Raw genomic sequence first — 22268 nt, forward strand, 5'->3', positions numbered from 1 at the left:
ACACGCACGATGGTGACCTTTTCGCTCTACGGCGGGCTCAAGCTCGACGGCAGTTTGATGAAGCCCACGATGGACTTTCTGCAAACGCTCGCCGCGGACCCCACCAACCCCTCGCTGAACATCAAGACGATCAACAACTCGGTGGACAAGCGCGTGCGCACCGGGCGGATCAACGACCAGTTCCGCGCCGTCCTTTTTGAGATCAAGGACAAGGACACCCACCACTTCGTGCTCGTGCACGTGGACTCGCACGACGAGGGCATCGAGACCGCCCGCCGCCTCGACCCGGCACGACTGGAGCTGAAAGCCAACGCGGTCAACGGCATCACCGAGCTCATCGAGCGCACCGCGCCGGACGCTTCCGATATGGTTCCCGAGTCCCAGCGCAAGGCCGAGGAAGCCGCCCGCGAAGCGGAAGCGTTGGCAAAGGCGCAGGAAGAAGCCGGCATCACGCCGGTAGAGCCCGCGGAGAAGGAAGCGCCGCCGCGCACCGAGCTGGAAAAGCACGGCTACACGCCCGCGCAACTGCACACCGACCTGGGCATCGACGAAGCAGTCGCCGAGATGCTCTTCCTCCTCGACCGCGAATCCCAACTGCCCGCGCTGCTCGCCGGTCGCCCGAAGTGGGAGGTCGAAGCGGTGGAAGGCCTGGTCGCGGGCTACAAAATCCCGGATGTCCGCGAGATGCTCGACCTCAAGGTCGACCACCCGAAGCCGAACGAATCCGAGGACGCCCGCCTGCTTGCCGGCCTGCAGCAGCCCGCCGCCAAGCTTGAGTTCGCCTACGTGGACAACGTGGACACCGACTCGCTGCGCGCCGTCATCGAGTCCGGCGACTTCGACCAGTGGCGCGTCTTCATCCACCCCGAGCAGCGCCGAATGGCCGAGGGTGAGCACAAGGGTTCCGCCCGCGTCTTCGGCGGTGCCGGTACCGGTAAGACCGTCGTGGCCGTCCACCGCGCCAATAACCTGGCCAAACGCGCTGGGGCCCGGGTGCTGCTCACCACGTTTACCGACGGGCTGGCCCAAGGCCTGCGCGAACAAATGGCTGCGCTTAATCCCGCCTACCCCGCCGCCGAACCCGGCGAGCCCGGCCTCTGCGTGACCAACATCGACAAGCTGGTCCGACACGTCGTCGCCGCTGCCGCGCCAGCCACCATCGAGGAGGCCACCCAGCGCGTGCTCGGCATGCCCGCCAGCCGCGTGCAGCCCTACCGCAACGACGAGGCCGCCCGCGTCTGGGAGGGCCTTTTGCTTCTCGACGCCAACGTCGCCGACTCCCTACCCGACGGCACCACCAACGAGACCTTCCTCCAACGCGAATACGAGGCCGTGATCCTGGCCAACTCGATTACCACCCAGGCCGAGTACCTGAAGGTGGCACGCACCGGCCGCGGCACGCCGTTGAGTAGGGCTCAACGAAAAGTGGTGTGGAAGCTCATGGAGTCGGTGATGCAGACCCAAGCCGTCGACGGCAAGCTGTTTTGGCCCACCATGTCCGCCGTCGGCGCCGAAGTCTTGCGCATCCAGCGCGAGCGTTCGGATCGTGCGTTGTTCGACCACGTTGTGGTTGACGAGGCCCAGGACTTCAACGCCGGACACTGGCGCTTCCTCCGCGCCTGCGTCGATGCTGGGCCCAACGACATCTTCCTCGCCGAGGACTCCCACCAGCGTATTTACGGCCAGCCCCTGACCTTGAGCCACTTTGGCATCTCGACCCGTGGCCGGGCGTCGCGCAAGCTCACGCTGAACTACCGCACCACGAAGGAGAACCTGGACTACGCCCTGCGCATCCTCGACGGGGCAGGGGAGTTTATCGACGCCGAAGGCGAAAAGGACAACACCTTTGGCTACCGCTCCGCTCGCAGCGGCCCGCGGCCCCAGCTCGTGCTTTGCGACACCCCGGACCAGGAATTCGACGCCGCCGCTGCCTACATCCGGAACTGGCTGGATTCCGCGGTGATCAAGGATCCGCGCATCGGCGTGATGTGCCGCACCCGTGGCCAGCTCAGCCGTATTGTCGCCGGCCTTGCCGACCACGGCATCGACGCCGTCCAAACCAAAGACGCAGCTCAAGCGTCAGGGGAGCAGGTGGCAGTGATGACCATGCACGGTGCAAAAGGCATGGAGTTCACCCACGTCATTTTGATGGGCGTGGGCCGCGATATCCTGCCGCAGCGCTTCCGCCTGGCCGGGCTGTCCAAGGCTGACCGCGTGGCCGCGCTGCAGCAGGAGCGTTCCTTGCTCTATGTCGCGGCCTCCCGCGCCCGCGACGCGCTGGTGATTACGACCGTGGGGGAGCGGTCTGAGTTGCTGCCGGAGGTGTAGGGAGACTGCAGATTTCAGGGGTGGGGTGCCGTTGTTCCACCGTTTTCCGTCTCCCATTGAATGGGAGATTCGGGGCAGAGGCCGTTTCAGGCCGTGTATTTGCCCACCTAGCTCAGGGGTAAGCGCAGCATTTGGCTACTGGTGGTCCGAAAACAAAAAATCATTGAGTGCCATTGAGCTAGCATGAGTCCCATATCACAGCATGTAGCTAGTATTGGAGGACTCACATGGGTGACCGCTTGAGCATTGTCGGCACAGAGAATATCTGGGCACCACGCAACTTCAGCGACTACAAAACAACAATTAAACGCAATCCGAACAACGATCTTGTTTTGGTGCGAGAGCGTCTAGGTGAAGTGACTGGTCCGGTCTTCGGCGAAGCTGACCTCGGCGGGTTGGATAACAACCTCACCCTGGTCAACGATGGTGAGGCAGTCGGGCAGAGAATTCTCGTGCATGGCAAGGTGCTGGGATGGGATGGAAAGCCGGTGCCGAATACGTTGATCGAGATCTGGCAGGCGAACGCTGGCGGTCGGTACCGTCACAAGAACGACTCCTTTGAAGCGCCACTTGATCCGCACTTTAACGGAGTGGGTCGAACGCTCACGGATGCAGAAGGTAATTACAGTTTTTACACGATCAAGCCGGGTGCATATCCGTGGGGCAATCACTACAACGCCTGGCGTCCTGCACACATCCACTTTTCTTTGTACGGACGCCAGTTCGGTGAGCGTCTGGTCACGCAGATGTACTTCCCGGATGACCCGATGTTCTTCCAGGATCCGATCTACAACGCCGTGCCGAAGGGTGCGCGCGAGCGGATGATTTCCGTCTTTGACTACGACGAAACGCGAGAGAATTGGGCCGTCGGATTCAAGTTCGACATTGTGCTTCGAGGGCGTAATGCGACACCGTTCGAGGAAAATAGGTACTAGCTTCATCGCTGGTTTTGGGGAAGAGGAGAAAGCACACAATGAGAATTGATAAAAACGCAAATGGCGAGTTTCGATATGGCGACCCGTCCGTTCAAGATCAGGATGAAGCAGAATTCGGCATCATGCCTTCGCAGACTGTCGGCCCCTATGTGCACATTGGGTTGACCAGGGACGGATCCGAGATCCTTGCAGCTGAGGAGGACGGTCATAAGACGATTGAAGTCAGCGTCACGGCAGTAGACGGAAACGGGGACCCCATCGCGGACGCCATGTTTGAGATTTGGCAGCCAAACAGCGAGGGCCTCTTTAACTCGGAGCACGACCCGCGTGTAGGTGATGCAGCCACAGCGCAGGGGTTCCGTGGTCTTGGTCGCGCGTTTGCTGATGAATCTGGGACCGCCCGTTTCCAGACTGTAGTGCCAGGCGCGATCGAAGCCGTGAGCGGCTTTGAAGCTGAGGCACCGCACCTCAAAATTGGCATTTTCGCCCGAGGCATCCTCGAGCGCTTGTATACGAGGATGTACTTCCCGGACTTTTCCGACGCCAACGAGACTGACCCGGTCCTCAACCAGGTCGATCCTTCAATGCGCGAGCTTCTAGTGGCAAAGGCCACGGACAAGGGGTACCACCTCGATATTCGAGTACAAGACGAAGACCCACTGAAAGAAACGCCCTTCTTCCATATTGTGGGCGAGGATACTGACCGGTAATGGCATACCAGCATTCAAGATCGACGTACGCTGACCTCGCATCAGGGCCCACTTCCGTGCACGCCCGCTTGAGCGATGCAGCCTTCATTCGCGCCATTTTGCAATTTGAACGGGCGCTTGCGTTGGCCGCAAGGGGGTGCGGGATCATCTCGGATGCGCAATGCGAGGCTGCAACACGTGCCGTCCATGGCTTTGATGCCGACCTTGAGACGATTGCAGTTGAATCAGCAGAAGGTGGCAATCCGGCCATTCCGATAGTGAAAGCCCTTAAGCGGACTGCTGCTGATCCGGCTGGGATCCACGTCGGCGCAACGAGCCAGGATGCAGTAGATACGGCGCTCGCAAGTTGCTTTGTTAAGGCGGGGGAGGCGCTGTCCGAGGAACTCGATCACCTTGTCGAATTGCTTGTAGCGCTCACTCGTGAACACCGGGAAACCGCCATGATCGGCCGTACTCTTGGGCAGCAAGCGAATCCCACCACATTCGGATGTGTGGTGGCTGGCTGGCTCGAAGGCCTCCTCATGGCACGCGAGGATTTGCAGCTCGCCCTACAGAGAATTCCCGTTCAGTATGGGGGCGCCACCGGGACCCTTGCTGCCGTGCACCCACAGGGCCTTGATTTGCACGATGCCCTTGCCCGAGAGCTTGGACTGCAGGCCCGGCCCCTCATCTGGCATACCAACCGGATACCGTTTGTTCGCGTATCTTCGGCACTCGCTGAAGTCGCCGGGGCATGCAGGAAAATAGCTTCCGACATCGTGTTTCTCTCAGCGAGTGAAGTAGGGGAATTGCGCGAAGCGAATCCTGGCGGGTCTTCGTCGATGCCGCACAAAGCAAACCCTGCGGCAGCCGTCGCGGCAGATGGATACGCCAGGCGAGTTCCCGGCCTACACTCAACCATGCTCGATGCAATGGACTCAAGGCTGCAGCGTGGGGTCGGGAGCTGGCATGCTGAATGGTCAACGCTGCGCGAGCTATTCGCTGTCACAGCGTCAACAGTATCGAGAACCACCGCGAGCCTAGAGGGCATCAACGTAAACACGGAAGAAATGAAAGACCACTTGAATGAGACCGCGACGCTTGGGCACGCGACTGACATAGTGGATGATGTACTAGCAAGAAAGGCGTCACAGTGATGAATTATGAAGAGGGTCGTGCAGCAGCACATGCACAGGGGATGAAGGTGAGACGTGAGGTGTTGGGGGACAAACACGTTGACGCCTCCATCGAGAAGATGACGCCAGTGACGGAGAAGTTCCAGGACTTTATCACGCGGACAGCCTGGGGAGATATATGGAACCGCGATGGACTCGACCACACGCAGCGCCGGCTCCTGACTATCGCGATCCTGACCGCAGTAGGCAACAGTGAAGAGCTGGACATGCACCTGAAGGCAGCGCTCAGGGCGGGAGTGAGTGCAGAGCTGCTGGGCGAAGTGCTGCTGCACACCGCTGTGTACGCAGGAGTCCCAAACTCGAACCACGGCTTCAAGCTACTCAACAAGGCCGTCGAAGAACTCGATCTTGGTTAAGTGTGCCGCGGCCGACAGTTAGACCCCGATTTAGAGATAGCGCGTGGGCTTGAGCTGCGTGATGAGATGCTCGTTTGCAGACATGCGGCATTACACTGCTCGGCTCGGTGTCGGGGGCTATCGGAATTGTTTCGCTCGGGAGTTGGCCTTTCGATGGTGGAAAGAAGTGTTCACGGTAACGGCCCTTATCCAAGGGGGCTGACTTGGTGTACCCGATTCAGAAAGCTGCTTCAAACCGAAAACATGCAACTGTTCGGCGGGCGGAACCGGCGAGTGTAGCAGCGCATACAAAGGGGCCTCTGCAATTAATGAAGTCTCACTACCGGGTAGGCGCTCCACGCTTCAGTAGCTCGAGGGGCATCGCTCGAGATTCTGCGGAACAAAAGGGGAAATCACTCAACACAAAAGGGGTAATAGCGACAAACACTATTCTGTAAATGTGACATATAACTCACGTTTCTCTCCTAGAATTACGTGAGTCACTATCAATTATTTTATTGGTCATCATTATGGACAAAGAGGTCTAAGGAGAATAACGTTGGCGCAAACGCCAGTAGCAATTGTCGGGGCTGGCCCTGCGGGGCTGATGCTTTCCCACCTGCTCCACCTGCAGGGGGTCGATTCAGTAGTAATCGAATCGCAGTCTCGGGAACAGGTAGAAGCGACTGTTCGTGCGGGGATTTTGGAGCAGGGCACCGTAAAGCTCATGCAAGAAACCGGAGTCGGTGAGCGGCTTGACCGAATCGCAGAGATCGATCGCGGCATTCAAATTTCTATTGCCGGTGAAATGCAAAGGATCGACTTGCACAAATACACCGGTAATTGCGTGGCAGTCTATCCGCAGCATGAAGTGCTCATTGACCTTATCGATCGTAGGCTGAGCGATAACGGAGAGATTTGGTTCAATACGACCGTTGATCAGATTGAAGGTCATAAAACTGACACGCCTACCATCCATTTCACGAAGGATTCGGGCGAACAGGGCCAGCTTTCCGCTTCGTATGTTGTTGGAGCCGATGGTTCGCGGTCGCTCTGTCGACAGCTTATCGCCGCAGACGGCGCCCAGCGCTTGAAGCACGAGTATCCGTTCGCTTGGTTCGGCGTGATGGTTGAGGCTCCTCAGACCAACCCGGAACTAATTTATGCAACGCACCCTGATGGGTTTGCCTTGATCTCGACGAGGACCCAAGACCTGCAACGTTACTATGTCCAATGTGACCCGGAAGATACCGTTGACATGTGGTCTGACGATCGAATTTGGTCTGCATTGCACACCCGAGTGGATTCTGAAGATGTGAAGGTCTCTGAGGGCCCGATTACGGATAAAGCTGTGCTCCGTTTCCGTTCCGCCGTGACCAGCAAGATGCAATCTGGCCGGTTGTTCATTGCTGGAGACGCTGCCCACACAGTTCCTCCAACTGGGGCGAAGGGGCTCAACTTAGCCATAGCAGATGTCGCGGTGCTGGCACCGGCGCTCGCTCGCGCAATCAAAAACGGTGATGAGGGGCTCCTTCAGGAATACACTGCGATTGCACTGCCTCGAATTTGGAAAGCGCAGCACTTTAGTTTCTGGATGTCTTCCATGCTGCACTCTGCTCCTACGGGGAATCCTGCCGATGACATGTTCCAAACGGAGCGCCGCTTGGCCGAACTACGTACGGTCACGAGCAGTGATGCAGGCCGTCAATTGCTTGCTTCGCAGTACGTAGGGTTCGATCTTCCCAGTTACGAGGTTTAACTACATGAAGATGCAAACAAGTATCAACCAACAGTCAAAGAAAAGCCCCCTCGTCATTACGGTTCTTTGCTGGATCGCAATGATGCTTGATGGCTTCGATCTGGTTGTCCTAGGCGCTGCCATTCCGCCGATGATGGAGGATGATCGTTGGGATTTCGGCCCTGCAGAAGCCACGCTGGTGTCGACAGCAGGTCTTTTGGGCATGATGATCGGCGCGCTTGTTATTTCCTACCTTACTGATAAGTTCGGACGTCGCCGCGTCCTCATTCTGGCAGTCACTTCTTTCTCACTTTTAACTGCGCTACTCGCACTTGTGAATTCGATTCCCCTCTTCATACTTCTCCGATTCCTCGCAGGTGCAGGACTAGGCGGCTCCCTCCCGATCTGTATCTCAATGGTCACTGAGTTTCGAGCAGTATCAAAGGCGGGATCCGCATCTACGACATTGATGACGGGCTACCATGTTGGAGCTGTTGCAACTGCTTTTCTTGGAATTCTCATCATTGAACCTTTTGGGTGGCATTCTCTATTTCTTATCGGTGCTGCGCCCGCAGTGGTGTTAGTTCCAGCTATGTACTTCCTGCTGCCCGAGTCACCTCAGTATTTGAACTCGATCGGCAAGATTGAGGAAGCACAAAAGATCGCACAGGCTTATCAGATTCCGATTGATGATGAGCTCGATCGAAAGCACGCTGATGAGATCGCGAATTCGGGGACATTAAAGGTCTTACTGGGTCCTACTTTTAGACGGAATTCCATTGCAGTTTGGGTTACGTCATTTATGGGGCTTTTGCTTGTGTACGGTATGAACACTTGGCTCCCACAAATCATGCGAGACGCCGACTACGATCTGGGCAACGCTTTGGCATTTCTGATGGTCCTCAACATTGGTGCAGTCGTTGGTCTAGTTATTGCCGGTAAGGTTGCGGACAAGTACTCTCCTCGGAAGACCTCGATTCTGTGGTTTGTTGCTTCAGCCGTATTTCTCGCATTGCTGGCGGTAAAGCTGCCAATCGTGGGCCTTTACGTGATGATTTTCCTCACGGGTGTTTTCGTGTTTTCCTCTCAGGTGCTGGTGTATGGGTTTGTGGGGGAGAATCATCCCGCATCGGTGCGAGCAACCGCAATGGGACTCTCTGCAGGTATCGGCCGCGCAGGAGCCATATCGGGTCCCATGCTCGGTGGTCTTCTAGTCTCCAAGGGACTGGCATACCCATGGGGGTTCTTCGCGTTTGCATTGGTCGGGCTCTTGGGTGCCATATCACTCAGTTTCGCGAGGACACTGAAAACAAGGAAGTTAGATCTTCTACCCGCAGATGCCTAAAGCAACGTCGCAGATGTGCTGTAGATGTCTCTGTAGAGGGATCACGCAACATCACTCGTCCGAGTGATGTTGCGTTGTATGGGGAACCGGACGCTGCGCCGGGTCGGAAACTATCCGCTACGTTCAATGTATGGCGAATTCATCGACTGGCGAGTCGGTCCTTGGGCGGACGATGCGCATCTTGCAGGCGTTCGATGTGGAACATCCGCGCTTAACAGCTGCAGAGATAGCTCGTCGTGCCCAGCTTCCGCCATCGACGGCGTACCGCCTTGCGAAGGACATGGTGGACGTTGGCTTCTTGGATCGGCTGATTGATGGTCGCTTTGCCGTGAGCCCTGTGTCGTGGGAACTCGCGGCGCGATCGAGTGAAGTAGAGCGATTCCGCATGGTCGCGAACCCGGTGCTAGAAAAGCTTAACCGTGACCTGGGGGTGTATGTTTCGCTCACGATTCCAGACTTTCGTGACCGGAGCGTTGTCCATATTCACCGGATTCATGCCGACGAAGACGTGGTGATCATTGGTGAGCATGCAACGCGGCTGGATATGCATGTAACCACGACGGGGATGGTGATGCTCGCACATGCTCCCAAGAAGACCATTAAAGAGGTCTGTTCCCGTCCATTTGTAGATACGCACACTGGGCGAGTCACTCAGGCAAAAGACGTGTCAAGAGAGCTGCCGGCGATCAGGCGTGATGGCTATACATACGTCATCGGAGGGATGGCGCCTGTAAATACTGCGTGCGCCGCTCCAATATTTGGTGCTGGAGGGGAACTTCTCGGAGCACTGGGGATCGTGATCCTGACAGAGAGGGCAGAGCCGGACCTTGTCATTGAATCCACTGTTACGGCTGCAGACTCGGTGACCCAAGCGCTTGCTGATGTCGGCGGCGAGTTTTGATGGGAACACTGCCGGCGTCTCGCTATTTTCTCTGGCTTAAGGCATGAAAGCTGTTGCTAGGCCAACAACCGTTGGTTGTAGCTGGGGGTATCTTCTTGCTCTGAGGACCGATGGCGTCACCTGTGGCAAGTGCGCTCATCCTGCCTGCTCAGATGTGGGTATTGCTCTATTCGGGGTGTCTTTCTGGGCGGTGTAGGGCACCGGTCCGGGCCGCTTGCCTAGCCGGGCAGAAGCGATAGTCGCATAAGCGGTCAGCTTCTGGGCACCCCCATGGGGCACCCCCGGGGTGAAAAGCCTGTCGAGTCCCCCCACTGCTTCCGTAGTGAGACAGGTCACGGTCCATCGCTAATCCCATTGAATGGGAGAAATGCGTTCGGGCTTGATTCCGGTCTTATACTCTCAACCAATTCCCAAAAGGTGTAACGCACATCTCACTATTTAGGGAAAGCAACTTGTGACATAAAAAATTCATGGTAGGGAGAAGGACGATGACTCACAACTCAGGACGCGTGCTGGCCGCGCATCCCAATGAAGACTCGACCACTCTAGTAACGGTTCATCAAACGCCGAAGAAAGCGGCTCTCGCATCGCTTCTTGGCTCTACGCTTGAGTACTACGACTTCGTGATCTACGGGACCGCGGCCGCTCTGTTCTTCAACAAGCTGTTTTTCCCGGAGGGGAACGCGGTAGTAGCAATGATCGCCTCTCTGGCTTCGTTCGGCGTAGCGTACGTCGCACGGCCGATCGGCGGTCTGGTAATGGGACACATTGGGGATTCCATTGGTCGAAAGAAGGCCCTGATGATCACGTTGGTGGTCATGGGAATCGCATCGGTGTCCATCGGCCTTCTGCCTACGTATGAACAAGTCGGTATTTGGGCGACTGTCTTGCTGTTCGTGTGCAGGATTGCCCAAGGCTTTTCAGCTGGTGCGGAGTCAGCCGGAGCTTCCACGATGACAATGGAGCACTCTCCGGAAGGCCGTCGAGCCCTCTTTACCTCGTCGGTGATGATCGGTTGCGCTGTTGGAAACGTCCTGGCGGGGCTCGTGTTCATGCCGTTTTTGGCGCTCCCGGAAGAGCAACTGATGTCATGGGGATGGCGTATCCCGTTCCTACTCTCTGCGGTGGTTCTCGGCGTGGCGTACTTCATTCGAACTGAACTGGAGGAACCAGAGGCCGTTGCGGTGCAGGCCGAGCAGGAAGAGAAAGAATCGTCTGATCTTCAACTCGCAGAATATGCTCCCGCAGTTGAGGTCTTGAAGTTCCATTTGGGCAAGGTTGCTCGAGTGCTCTTCACCACGTGGTTCTCTATCGCACAGACCGGGATGAATGTCTACGCAATGAGCTATGCAACGCAGATTGTCGGAATTGAGCGCCCCACTGTGGTGATGACTCTAATCGTGGGCAATGCCATTTCGATTGTGTTCATTCCAATTTGGGCATGGCTGTCTGATAAGTACGGGCGTAAACCCATTCTTCTCTTCGCTGCAGTGTTTACCTGCCTTACTTTCTGGGCGTTCTTTTCAGCGGCAAATGCTCAGAACATTCCCATGATGATGATCTGGTGCGGCCTGAACCAAGGCGTCTTCTATGCCGCGTGGAACGGAGTCTGGACGGTCTTCTTCCCGGAAATGTTCCCGGCGAAGGTCCGCTATACCGGAATGGCCATGGGAAACCAGCTCGGCCTGATCCTTGTTGGTTTCACTCCGGCTATCGCCACAGCAATTGAAGCCCGTTATCAGTGGGTCGGAGTCGCGGTTTTCGTGACGCTCGGCCTTGTTGTTGCGGCCATCGCAATTGCTACCGCTAAGGAAACAGCGTTTACAAAACTCGATGATTTGGGAAAGTAACCGGATCAACCTAGGGCAGGCGGCCTTGCGTAAAGGCCTCAATTGCCCTTATCCAGCTCCTTCTGAAAGGCAGATTTGATGACCCGCCATTTGGGCATTGCTCCTCTTTCCACAATTACCACTCCGCCGGATCGCTTCATCTATCTTGCGGCTGAGGCTGGTTTCGACTTTATCGGCATCCGGGTGCTGAAAGTGACTGAGGCGGAACCGTCCTACGACCTTTCGCCGGGTTCACCCATGCTCGCCAGCATCCGTGACGCTCTAGCGAAGACTGGGCTCTATGTATTCGACACGGAGTTTCTGCGGATCACCGAGGAAACTTCACGGGACGACTGGGCGCCGGCTCTCGAATCGGCTCATGCGCTTGGGGCCAAAACGTTCACCTGTACTGCGGGCACAGAAAACCACGAAAAACTTGCCGAGACGCTCGGGGAGATCGCTGCTGCAGCGAAGCCTTTAGGTATCAAACCTTCGCTGGAACCCATCTCGTACAATCCGTTGTCTTCTCTGGCGCAAGCATCCGAGGTCGCTCGATTAGCAGGTGCGTATGTCCTGCCAGACACCCTGCACCTTGTGCGGTTCGATGCAACGCCTGCGCAGGTAGCCCAGCACGTCGAAGATTTTGCCATGCTGCAGGTCTGTGACTGCAAGGCAGCAGCGCCCGAAGATCTCGATGGTTACATCGCGGAGTCGCGCTCTGAGCGATTTGCGCCTGGCGAGGGCGACGTAGACCTCGCAAAGTACGTACGAGCAGTTCCGGAAGACCTGCCGATCTCCGTTGAAGCGCCGAATGATGCAGCAGTGGAAAAGCTCGGCGACGCCGCCTGGATTAAGCACCTCTACGAAACCACGAAGGAGTTAGTTGATAATGCAAAACTCAACCACTAAATCGTATGACGTGATCGTCGTCGGTTCTGGTGCAGGCGGGCTTTCTGCGGCAGTAACTGCTGCGTACCACGGGTTAAGCGTCGCGGTGTTGGAGAAAGCTCCCGTGCTCGGCGGAGCAACGAGCTGGTCGGGCGGCTGGGCATGGACTCCGCGGACCTCCTTTGCCAAAAAAGACGGCGTGCATGACACAAAAGATGAGGTGAAGACCTACATCAAGGCAGTGACCGGCGAGTACTACCAAGAAGAAAATCTCGATGTTTTTCTTGATGCCGCCCCGCACATGGTCGACTTCTTCCAAAAGAAAACGGACCTGCAGTTCACGCCGGGAGCGAAGATCAAGGACATCTACGGTGACCTACCCGGCGCAGGCGAAGGCCACCGTTCAGTTGGCCCAGCACCATTTAATGCCAGAAAGGTGCCGAAGGAACTGCTGAAGAAGCTGCGGCACCAGCTCTATGAAACGTCGTTCTTAGGAATGGGCATCATGGCAGGGCCCGACTTGCAGAAGTTCCTTGCGGCTTCGCAGCTTGAGCCGCGTGGGCTGATCCACGCTGCTCGACGAGTGCTTATCCACATCTGGGACGAGCTGGTACACGGGCGAAACATGCAGCTGGTAAACGGCACAGCGCTCACAGCCCGACTTGCGTTGTCCGCGCACAAACTGCACGTGGATCTCCTCACTGAGCATGCCGCGCTCAAGTTGATTGAAGCGCAAGACCAGTCACGCATCGAAGGCGTAAAGGCGCAGACTCCGGACGGAATCGTTGAGTTCCGGGCCACAAAGGGCGTCGTGCTGGCTACGGGCGGGTTCCCGCACAATGTGGGACTGCGCAAGAAGCTCTTCCCACGCACTCCAACCGGACAAGAGCACTTCACGCTTGCGCCTAAGGAAGCTACGGGCGATGGTTTGGAAATGGCACAGGCCGTTGGTGCCGCGGTGGAAACGGAGCTGAAGTCTCCTGCAGCATGGTGCCCAGTTTCGAAAGTGCCGTACTTCAACGGCAAGGTGGGAACGTTCCCGCACATTATGGACCGCGCGAAGCCTGGCTCCATGGGCGTGCTCTCTACCGGCGAGCGCTTTGTCAATGAAGCAAACGGCTACTACGACTATGTCGACGGCATGATCAAGGCCGCCCCAGAAGGCGAGCCAGTGCAAGCCTGGCAGATCGCGGATGCACGGTTCGTCCGCAAGTACCCGCTTGGTATGGCGAAGCCGTTCCCGATTCCGCTGTTTCCTTACGTCCGCAGCGGCTACCTTGTCCGGGCACGGACCATCGAGGAGCTCGCGAAGAAGGCGGGAATTGACCCAGAAGGGCTGAAGCGTAGCGTCGAAAAGCACAATGAGTTTGCTAGGCACGGCGAGGACACAGACTTCGGCCGTGGTTCGAGCCAGTTCAACCGCTACGGGGGAGACCCAAAGGTCAGCCCCAACCCGTCGTTGGCGCCCATCGAGAAGGGGCCGTTCTATGCCGTGAAGATCCTCCCGGGCTCCTTTGGGACGTTTGCAGGGATTAAAGCGGACGGCGCTGCGCGAGTGCTGCGAGGGGATGGCTCGGTCATCGACGGCCTGTATACGGCAGGTAACGACCGCGCGTCCATCATGGGTGGGTTCTACCCAGCGGGCGGCATCAACCTCGGGCCGGCGCTCACGTTTGGCTACGTCGCGGGGCGCGAGCTTGCCGACGCCGACGCGTGGGAGGTGTAAACGGTGCAGTGGGATGAAACCTGCGATCTGCTCGTGCTCGGGTCCGGCGCAGCCGGTCTCAGCGCTGCGGTCACCGGTGCCAATGAAGGGCTCGATGTACTACTCGCGGAGAAGACGGAGTATATCGGTGGCACCACGGCGTACTCTGCCGGGACGTGCTGGGTGCCAAATAATCATTTCCAGCGTGAGGATGGGATTTTCGACGATCGAGAGAAGATCGAACGCTACCTGGACACCCTGATCGGGGATAAATCCGAGAAGGATCAGCGCATGGCCTACGTCGATCAGGGCGGGGCGATGCTGGAGTACATGGAGTGCATAGGCGTGCGCTTCCTCCGTTCGCCGGATGTGGTGGACTACCACTCTGAGCTGCCTGAAACTGGGAAAACCGGCCGCGCACTGGAGCCGGAGCCTTTTGATGGCAGGAAGCTGGGGAAAGAAGGATTCCGGCACATCCGCTATCCCGTGCCAGAATTCGCCCTGTTCGGCGGGACGCTCATGCTTCGTCGGCCAGAAGTCGCCACGCTGCTCAAACTCTTCAGCTGTGAGTTGGGGCCGACGCTCAAGGCAGCGGCTACAGCGCTGAAACTCGGCCTACGTTGGGCGTGGGATCTGGCCGCTGGCTACCCGCGCGGCACGAGACTAGTCATGGGCAACGCCCTGGTTGCCCGCCTCTACAGCGAATGCATTTCCCGTGGGGTCGACACACGTCTCAACTCCCAGGTAGTGGAACTGATCGTCGAAGGTCACGAGGCGAATCGACGTGTCGTCGGGGCTGTGCTTGCTAGCGGGGGCGTTGAACGCCGGGTACGCGTGCGCCGCGGGGTGGTGTTGGCTACCGGCGGGTTCTCGCAATCGCGTGAGCTTCGTGAGAAGCTGATGCCTCAACCCACGCCGCAGTTTTCCCGAGCAAATGAAGCGGCGACGGGCGATGCACTAGCACTCGCAGCGCAAGCAGGTGGCGAGCTCGGGCAGGACAACAGGGAAAACGCTTTATGGTTCCCCTCCTCGGTTGGAACCCGCCGCGATGGGTCGACGGCAGTATTTCCCCACATTTGGGACCGCGGGAAACCCGGGGTCATCGCGGTGAACGCTCGGGGAGAACGCTTTGTAGATGAATCTGTGTCCTACCACCGGTTTGTACGCGCGATGTATGCCTCGGATTCGGTGCCAGCGTGGTTGATCGTCGACAAGCGAGCCCTGGCCAAGTACGGCCTCGGGATGATCACCATGCCGCACTTGCCTCGCATTGCTCTGCGACGCTTCATCAAACGTGGTTACCTCCACGAGGCCCGCACAATTCAAGAGCTCGCTCAGCAGATCGACGTGGATTCGGAAGGGCTCGAAGCAACAGTAAAGCGCTACAACGGGTTCGCGGAAACAGGGCGCGACGAGGAATTTGGCAAAGGTGAGCTGCTCTTTGGGCAGGTAGCCGGCGACCCGGAGAATCATCCGAACCCGAACATCGGGCCTATCGCGCAGGCACCGTTCTATGCGGTCAAGGTGGTGCCCACGCCGCTGGCCACCTCGTACGGTGTGCGCACCAATATGCATGGGCAGGCGATCGACGCAGCTGAAACCCCGATCACGGGTTTGTACGCGGCCGGGAATGATGCTCAATCTGTGTTCAGCTCGGAGTATCCGGGAGCTGGATCGCAGGTAGGGGCTGGAATGATTTTTGGGTGGGCGGCAGCTCGCCACGCAGCAACGGAAAAGGAGATTTAAGATGGGATATCAGCTGGGACTTATCGGTGCGGGAATCGACGCGTCACGGACGCCGATCATGCACGAAAAGGAAGCGCAGGCGCAGGGCATTAATCTGACCTACAAGATTCTCAATACCGATACCGTCGATGCCTCGTTGGAGGAGCTCATCTGCTGGGGAAGAAAACTTGGGTTCGACGGCTTCAATATCACACATCCGTTCAAGCAGGAGGTTATCGGCCTGCTTGATGAGATCGATGAAGCTGCGGAAAAGATTGGTGCCGTCAACACCGTGAAATTCGACGTATCTGGAGACGCCACCGGCTACAACACTGACTACTTTGGCTACAAGTCTGGCCTTGAATCTCAGAAGGGATCTGACCTGTCCACAGTGGTCCAGATTGGTGCGGGTGGTGCGGGTTCCGCAGTAGCGCAAGCACTGAAGGATTCCGGGGTCAACGACCTGCGTATCTTCGACCTCTCGGCAGAGCGTGCTCAGGCAGTAGCCGAACAAGTCGGCGGTACCGTGATCCAACCGACAGAGCTGGAAGCGTCGGTCGCCACAGCATCTGGTGTGGTCAATTGCACACCGATCGGAATGGCTTCGCACCCCGGCACACCCATTGACGTTGCGTTCCTGCGCCCAGAGATGTGGGTATCGGATGTCATCTACTTCCCTCTGGAGACCGAATTCCTCAAAGCAGCGCGTGAGCGCGGGTGCGAAACCCTCGACGGCTCGCTCATGGCGGTCGGACAGGCTGCGCAGGCGTTCGAGATTTTCACCGGGCAGCCGGCAGACAGCGCTCGGATGCGGGAAGTTTTTGCATCGATGAATGTTTAAGGGGGGACGTGGGTAGGTCGCGCGGGGTGAGTGGCTTGACTGGTCCCGCGTGGTGTGCTCCAGGGGGCGGTGACCTGGTCTGCCGCCTATCCCATTGAATCCACTGATTTCGAAACCCCAGCTGTTGCAAAGTCGGTCTTCGAGTACGCCGATGGGCCTCTAGTTCTCGGGTTGCAGGAGGTCATTGCCGGGAATGTGGAAGAAAAGGTGATCCAGTTCCTGACTCGCCATCAGGTGAGGGACTGGACCCGGTCCTGCTTGCGTGTGTGGCACGGGCTGGTGATTACGACCTTGGGGAGCGGTCCGAGTTGCTGCCGGAGGTGTAGGTTATCCGGTATGCGCGGGTTTTTGATCAAATACCACCGGCCAACCGGGGGTCTCGAGCTGTCTGAGTGCGAGTCACTCCGCGATGCAACGTTGCGCAGGCTTGAGCTGGACAAGACCAACGACGATCCCGACTTGGAGATCGTCGCCGTGGCAAGTGAAAGCGAAGCACACCTCCGGCAGTCTCACTCGCGCTACTTTTCTGCCGTCTAGGTACTACCGCCCCTCAAGCGCCTTCGCCACGCGCTCGAGATACTCGTCCCGGTGGGCGAGCGACTCCGGCGACGCGGTTTCGCCGAAGTCCTCGGCAACCTTCGCCGCCGCGGCCTTGGCCTCTTCGCCCGCGTAGTCCAGCGCTGGGATGTCGGGGATGTCCTGGAAGGACGGCTTGAGAAACTCGAGCGTTGCCGCGAAACCACGCGGCGTGGTCTGGTTCAACGCCTCGAGCGGGCCGACAACAGACCACCGGATGCCCAGCGAGTTCTTCATCGCCGCGTCAATGTCCGCCGGCGAGGCGATACCCTCGTTGAGCAGGTACATTGCCTCGTCCAGCACGCGCTTTTGGAAGCGGTTGGCAATGTAGCCCTCAATCTCGCGGTTGAGCGTGACGGGAACCTTGCCCAGCTTTTCGTAGAAGGCGCGGACGGTGTCCATGGACTCCTGCGCGGTGCGCTCGCCCGGCACCAGCTCGATCAACGGGAGCAGACGCGGCGGATTGAAGGGATGCGCGATGAGCAGGCGTGCTGCCTGTTCGTCCGGAAGATCCTTTGCAATGTCAGTCGGCAGCAGGGCAGAGGAGGACGATGCGACGAGCGCCTCCGGGTTCGCAGCGAAAATCTCGCCAACCATCTTCTGCTTGAAGTCTAGGCGCTCCGGTCCGTTTTCCTGCACCAAGAACGCGCCTTCGACGGCTTCGGCAACAGAGTCCGCCTTGGTGATAGCGGGGGAGTCCTCGCAAAGACGAGCGTTTGTGGCGGCGATCAGCTCGTCGATGTCGTCGCGGATGTCGGTGACTTTGACGGAGTATCCGTGCTCGGCGTACAGCTGGGCGAAAGATTCGCCGATCGTGCCGTAGCCAATAACTGCAATGGTGGTGGTGTCGGTGTCCATAAAAGTATTGTTGCACCACTCTGGCGTGGGTGCAGGAACTTAGCCTTCTCAGTGACGAGAGTAGGGCAGCGGAAAAGGTTAGGAAAGAATGAAGAAACCAGAGGGTTAATCGGGCGGCCGTCAGGTCTTGCACAGGTCATAAGATCGGTTCAGAAAAGGCAAGCGGGCAACAACAGACGGGCAGGATCGGCAAATACACAGTGTGCAAAATCCCTCTCGCCTTTGACGAAGCTTCTCGAAAACTCGTTTCGCTTTAGTAGCACCTTGCCATATCCACGTAGCAACGTGCAGTCCTGGAATTGAAAAAATGGCACGCAGCAGTGATATGAATCAATATCATTGACGGGCTGTGAGTTATAACATAGCCTGGCGTTACCTCCCACATATATCACTATTCGGGGGAGGTGTGGACATCATTTTCTGAGGATGAGTATTGGAGGCAAGAGACATCATGGAACGATCGAATTCGTTGGTGGCGGATCTCCTTGCTGAGAAGGGGATTACGCCAGGGCCACGAGGACTAGCAGAGGTGGAACGCAAATATGAAGAGATTCAAGGTCTCCGCGGTGAGATTCCCAGCGCTCTGGTGAATGACGCGAACATCGCTTTGCGGAATATCCCGGGGGGTGACCACGTTGGCTAAGGAGCTCTTGAACAAGACGGTCACGGAAATTGCTCCGCTAATTCGTTCGCAACAGGTATCACCTGTTGAATTGACTCAAGCGCTGCTTGACCACGCGCACGAACAAAATGAGGCGATAAACGCTTACACAAGCTTCCGTGACGAGAAAGCTCTCGCGGAAGCGAAGGTTGCTGAGGATGAAATTGGGGCTGGCAAGTATCGCGGTCCCCTGCACGGTGTTCCTCTCGCGATCAAAGATATTTTGTACGTCAAGGATGAAGCGACGAGCATGGCGTCTAAAATCCACAAAGACTTCATTGCTGACGCGGACTCGACTGCTGTGGAGAAACTTCGTGAAGCAGGCGCCGTGCTCACCGGAAAACTGAATATGCACGAGTACGCGTGGGGGATCGATAACAACAATCCGCATTTTGGTGCTACTCGGAACCCCTGGAATTTGGAGAAGATTCCGGGTGGCTCTAGTGGCGGTTCAGGTGCAGCGGTGGCTGCCGACATGACTTTTACATCGTTGGGAACCGATACTGCCGGGTCGATTCGTATCCCCTCGGCTGCCTGCGGAATTGTTGGACTGAAGCCAACCCATGGGCGTGTGTCGAAGTTTGGGTGTTTTCCACTCGCTTGGTCGCTTGACCATGTCGGGCCAATGTCGAAGAGCGTTTCTGACGCTGCCATAACTCTGCAGGCGATCGCTGGCTTTGATCACCGTGACCCAACGTGCGTAGACATCCCAGTGGGAGATTACCTGTCTGGATTGGGCAATGGGGTGAAGGATCTCGTGATCGGTGTCGAAGAAGATTACTTCTTCCGGGACGTTGACTCGCCCATTGAAAAGATCATCCGTGACACGATAGAAGAGCTTGTCGCTGCAGGAGCGAAGCTCAAAACGGTCAAGATCCCTACGCTAGCGCATTCTGAATGGGCAGAGTACGTAACGAGTTTGTCCGAAGCTTCGGCGATTCACCATGAGGATCTCCAGAACCGACCAGACGATTTCGGTGACGACATTCGGTTCTTGTTCGAGCTTGGTGAGCTATTTAGCGCTGTCGATTATCTCCAGGCACAGCAAGTCCGTCGAAAGATCAAAGCAGAGTTTAGCGCCGCGCTGAACGAGGTTGACGTCATTATTGCGCCGACTCTTCCAGTCATGGCACCAGACATTGGCGCAAACACTGCGCGCTTGAATGGAAGCGACGTCGACCTTGTCGATAACTTCATTCGGTTCACTGGGCCAAGCAACCTCACGGGGTTGCCAGCGCTGAGCGTGCCGGCAGGTGTTGTAGAAGGCCTTCCCGTAGGGCTTCAGGTCATCGGCCGTGCTTTTGATGAAGCCAAAGTCCTTCGTGTAGGGGCTCAGGTTGAACAAATCCGCCCGGTGAAGAGGAGTAACTCCCTCTAGGAGAAAGCGCATGCCGCTGCAGTCTCGGTAGGTACTGAGGCGAAATGCCTTGACTACGTTTACGGGAACGTGGTCAAGGCATGTTTGGGTAGATGCGGTTTGAGCAAGCCAATGCTCTTGTTCGAATCCAACCACGCTCCCGTCGTCAAGCGAAAAGCCCCTGCGCAGTGCCCGCCGTGCTAAAGTCCGGGATGCAATTGTGGCGCAGGTAAAGGGCTGGTGGTGGCGGAAATGATCGATGTGGCATTCGAGCGCGAGGTTGAGGCGGCGCTGCGAACTAAGGATGTCGCCGAGCTGTCCAGCCTGCTGTCCGACATCACTCCGAAGGAAGCTTCCGGGCTCATGGCACGTATGGGCCGCCAGCAGCGCGCCCTGTTCTACCGCACGCTGCCGAAGGAGGTGGCGGTCACCACCTTCGATGAGCTGGATCCCGCGGTGCAGGCCGACCTCGTCTCGGGCCTGCGCGTGCCCGGCGTGGCCGAGGTCTTCGAGGGCATGGAGCCCGACGACCGTGCCGAGCTTCTCGACGAGCTGCCGGCCTCCGTCGCATCCCGCCTGGTCGCAGACCTGTCGGAGGGGGAGCGGGAGCTCACCGGCATTGTGCTGGGCTACCCGGAGGACTCCATCGGCCGCCGCATGAGCCCGGAGCTGATTATTCTGCGTCCGACGATGCGGGTCTCTGCGGCGATTAAACAAATCCATAAGCACCTCGACGACGCGGAGTCGATCTACACCCTGCCGGTGGTGGAGGAGGACCGCCGCCTGGTCGGCGTGGTCAGCCTGCGTGACCTGCTGCGCGCCGACGGAAAGACCGAGGTTGCCGCCTTGATGCAGGAGCCAGACTTGGCGGTGGCGCACGAGGCGGCGGAGGAAGCGGCGCGTCGTTGCGCGGACCGCAAGCGGCTTGCGCTGCCGATCGTGGACACCGAGCACCGCCTCGTCGGCCTGCTCACCGTCGACGATGCGCTGCGCATTCTTGAGGAAGCCGACTCCGAGGACCAGGCGCGCATGGGTGGTTCCGAGCCGCTGCGCCGCCCGTACCTTGCTACGCCGGTGTTTGAGATTGTGAAGTCGCGCGTGGTGTGGCTTTTGGTGCTCGCCATCGGTGCGACGCTGACCGTCCAGGTGCTCGAGCGCTTCGAGGACACCTTGGCCACCATGGTCGTGCTGTCCCTGTTCGTGCCGCTACTCATCGGTACCGGTGGTAATACGGGCAACCAGGCCGCCACCACCGTCACGCGCGCGCTTGCGCTTGGCGACGTCCGCCCCGGCGATGTACTCAAAGTCGTCTTCCGCGAGGCGCGCGTCGGCATGCTGCTCGGCGTGCTGCTCGGCAGCCTGGGCTTCCTCATCGCGGGCTTTGTATACGGGTGGAGCATCGGCACCGTCATCGGGTTGACCCTGGTGAGCATCTGTACCGTGGCCGCCACCGTTGGTGGCGTGATGCCGCTGGTGGGCAAGAAGCTGGGCATCGACCCTGCCGTTTTTGCCAACCCGTTTATCACCACGCTGGTGGATGCCACCGGCCTGATTCTCTACTTCCTCATTGCCAAGTCGGTGCTGGGGATCTAGATCTTCAGCGCCCTGGATGCGGCGGCGCAGACCGATTCCAGCACGCCCGCGTACTCGGCGTGGTTGAACTTGCCCGCCTCGCCGGAGATAGAAAGCGCGGCGACGGTGCTCTGCTTGCCGTGGATCGGGGCCGCAATGCAGGTCAGTCCCGGTCGGATCTCTTCCCGGTCGTAGCCGAAGCCGGTTGCGCGGATCTCCACCAGTTCCTCCTTCAGCTGTTCCGGGGAGGTGATGGTGTGCGGGGTCCAGGGGATGAGGTGGCTGTTTAATACCGCATTCGCCGCGCTCGGGTTGTAAGCGAGCAACACCTTGCCCACACCGGTGCAGTAGGTGGGTGCACGCCCGCCGGCGCGCGAGGGGCTGGTCAGCGGGTCGCGGCCGGTCAGCTTGTTCAGGTAGAGGACCTCCAGCCCGTTGAGCACCGCGAGGTGCGTGGTCTGCTGGGTGAGCGCGTAGATCTGGCCCAAGAACGGGGTGAGCAGCTCGCGCAGCTCCCGCGAACGGTTCGTGTCGCGGGGGTTGAGCTGCGAGACCAGCCAGGGTGCCAGAATGTACTGGTTTTCCACCTGTTCCACGGAGTCTGCGGCAAGCAGCTCCTGCAGGATGCGGTGCACCGTCGACTTCGACAGCTGCGCGCGGGCAGCCAGCTCCGTCACCCCCAACGCCCCAAGCGGGTCATCGGCCAGGACCTTGAGAATGTCCATGACCTTGGCAGTCGAACTGCGCTTGACTCCCAAATCGAGCGCTGGGATTTCAGAAGACATGGGG

18 protein-coding genes are annotated in these 22268 nt (G+C 58.3%); 16 read left to right on the forward strand and 2 right to left on the reverse strand.

All coding sequences use genetic code 11. The annotated features are described in order from the left end of the window. The first annotated feature begins 9 nt into the window (after nt 1-9). From M3G14_RS02855 to M3G14_RS02920, 14 genes are all read left to right on the forward strand, one after another. Nucleotides 10-2328, forward strand: a complete 2319-nt coding sequence (locus tag M3G14_RS02855) for a 3'-5' exonuclease (RefSeq protein WP_259924487.1) — start codon at nt 10-12, stop codon at nt 2326-2328. A 227-nt stretch (nt 2329-2555) separates the two neighbouring features. Beyond that, nucleotides 2556-3263: a protocatechuate 3,4-dioxygenase subunit beta gene (gene pcaH, locus M3G14_RS02860; RefSeq protein ID WP_259924488.1), complete on the forward strand. Its 708-nt coding sequence runs from the start codon at nt 2556-2558 to the stop codon at nt 3261-3263. Nucleotides 3264-3301: 38 nt separating this feature from the next. Then, nucleotides 3302-3973, forward strand: coding sequence for a protocatechuate 3,4-dioxygenase subunit alpha (pcaG, locus tag M3G14_RS02865; protein ID WP_259924489.1), 672 nt, complete (start codon nt 3302-3304; stop codon nt 3971-3973). Then, nucleotides 3973-5109, forward strand: coding sequence for a 3-carboxy-cis,cis-muconate cycloisomerase (pcaB, locus tag M3G14_RS02870; protein WP_259924490.1), 1137 nt, complete (start codon nt 3973-3975; stop codon nt 5107-5109). The genes pcaG and pcaB overlap by 1 nt, the downstream gene beginning before the upstream one ends. Continuing rightward, nucleotides 5109-5504: a 4-carboxymuconolactone decarboxylase gene (gene pcaC / locus M3G14_RS02875; protein ID WP_259924491.1), complete on the forward strand. Its 396-nt coding sequence runs from the start codon at nt 5109-5111 to the stop codon at nt 5502-5504. The genes pcaB and pcaC overlap by 1 nt, the downstream gene beginning before the upstream one ends. 538 nt (nt 5505-6042) lie before the next feature. Then, nucleotides 6043-7242 carry a 4-hydroxybenzoate 3-monooxygenase gene (locus M3G14_RS02880; protein WP_259924492.1) on the forward strand — a complete coding sequence of 400 codons (1200 nt, stop codon included), beginning with the start codon at nt 6043-6045 and terminating at the stop codon, nt 7240-7242. Between the two features lie 10 nt (nt 7243-7252). Beyond that, entirely contained in the window at nt 7253-8566 is a 1314-nt protein-coding gene (locus tag M3G14_RS02885; protein ID WP_259924680.1) for an aromatic acid/H+ symport family MFS transporter, read from the forward strand. A gap of 172 nt (nt 8567-8738) precedes the next feature. Then, a complete protein-coding gene (locus tag M3G14_RS02890) occupies nt 8739-9467 on the forward strand; it encodes an IclR family transcriptional regulator (protein WP_259924493.1) in 729 nt (242 codons plus the stop codon). 488 nt (nt 9468-9955) lie between these two features. After that, nucleotides 9956-11317, forward strand: a complete 1362-nt coding sequence (locus tag M3G14_RS02895) for an MFS transporter (protein WP_259924494.1) — start codon at nt 9956-9958, stop codon at nt 11315-11317. Nucleotides 11318-11395: 78 nt separating this feature from the next. Then, nucleotides 11396-12205 carry a sugar phosphate isomerase/epimerase gene (locus M3G14_RS02900; protein WP_259924495.1) on the forward strand — a complete coding sequence of 270 codons (810 nt, stop codon included), beginning with the start codon at nt 11396-11398 and terminating at the stop codon, nt 12203-12205. After that, nucleotides 12186-13910, forward strand: coding sequence for an FAD-dependent oxidoreductase (locus M3G14_RS02905; protein ID WP_259924496.1), 1725 nt, complete (start codon nt 12186-12188; stop codon nt 13908-13910). The genes M3G14_RS02900 and M3G14_RS02905 overlap by 20 nt, the downstream gene beginning before the upstream one ends. Before the next feature lie 3 nt (nt 13911-13913). Beyond that, a complete protein-coding gene (locus M3G14_RS02910; RefSeq protein ID WP_259924497.1) occupies nt 13914-15635 on the forward strand; it encodes an FAD-dependent oxidoreductase in 1722 nt (573 codons plus the stop codon). Nucleotide 15636: 1 nt separating this feature from the next. Then, a complete protein-coding gene (locus M3G14_RS02915; RefSeq protein WP_259924498.1) occupies nt 15637-16455 on the forward strand; it encodes a shikimate dehydrogenase in 819 nt (272 codons plus the stop codon). A gap of 336 nt (nt 16456-16791) precedes the next feature. Then, nucleotides 16792-16992, forward strand: a complete 201-nt coding sequence (locus M3G14_RS02920) for a hypothetical protein (protein WP_259924499.1) — start codon at nt 16792-16794, stop codon at nt 16990-16992. Nucleotides 16993-16995: 3 nt separating this feature from the next. Here the strand turns inward: M3G14_RS02920 and M3G14_RS02925 are convergent, their stop codons facing one another. Beyond that, nucleotides 16996-17889, reverse strand: a complete 894-nt coding sequence (locus M3G14_RS02925; RefSeq protein ID WP_259924500.1) for a 3-hydroxyacyl-CoA dehydrogenase NAD-binding domain-containing protein — start codon at nt 17887-17889, stop codon at nt 16996-16998. Nucleotides 17890-18524: 635 nt separating this feature from the next. Here M3G14_RS02925 and M3G14_RS02930 point away from each other — a divergent pair. Both M3G14_RS02930 and mgtE read left to right on the forward strand, forming a co-directional pair. After that, nucleotides 18525-19928 (forward strand): amidase, encoded by a 1404-nt coding sequence (locus M3G14_RS02930; RefSeq protein ID WP_259924501.1) that lies wholly within the window; start codon nt 18525-18527, stop codon nt 19926-19928. 231 nt (nt 19929-20159) lie between these two features. Then, a complete protein-coding gene (gene mgtE / locus M3G14_RS02935) occupies nt 20160-21500 on the forward strand; it encodes a magnesium transporter (protein ID WP_259924503.1) in 1341 nt (446 codons plus the stop codon). On the opposite strand, the gene M3G14_RS02940 is transcribed toward mgtE, so the two are convergent. Then, nucleotides 21497-22264, reverse strand: a complete 768-nt coding sequence (locus M3G14_RS02940; RefSeq protein ID WP_259924504.1) for an IclR family transcriptional regulator — start codon at nt 22262-22264, stop codon at nt 21497-21499. The genes mgtE and M3G14_RS02940 overlap by 4 nt on opposite strands. Nucleotides 22265-22268: the final 4 nt, after the last annotated feature.

This window comes from Corynebacterium sp. p3-SID1056 (assembly GCF_025152525.1).
Lineage (GTDB): Bacteria > Actinomycetota > Actinomycetes > Mycobacteriales > Mycobacteriaceae > Corynebacterium.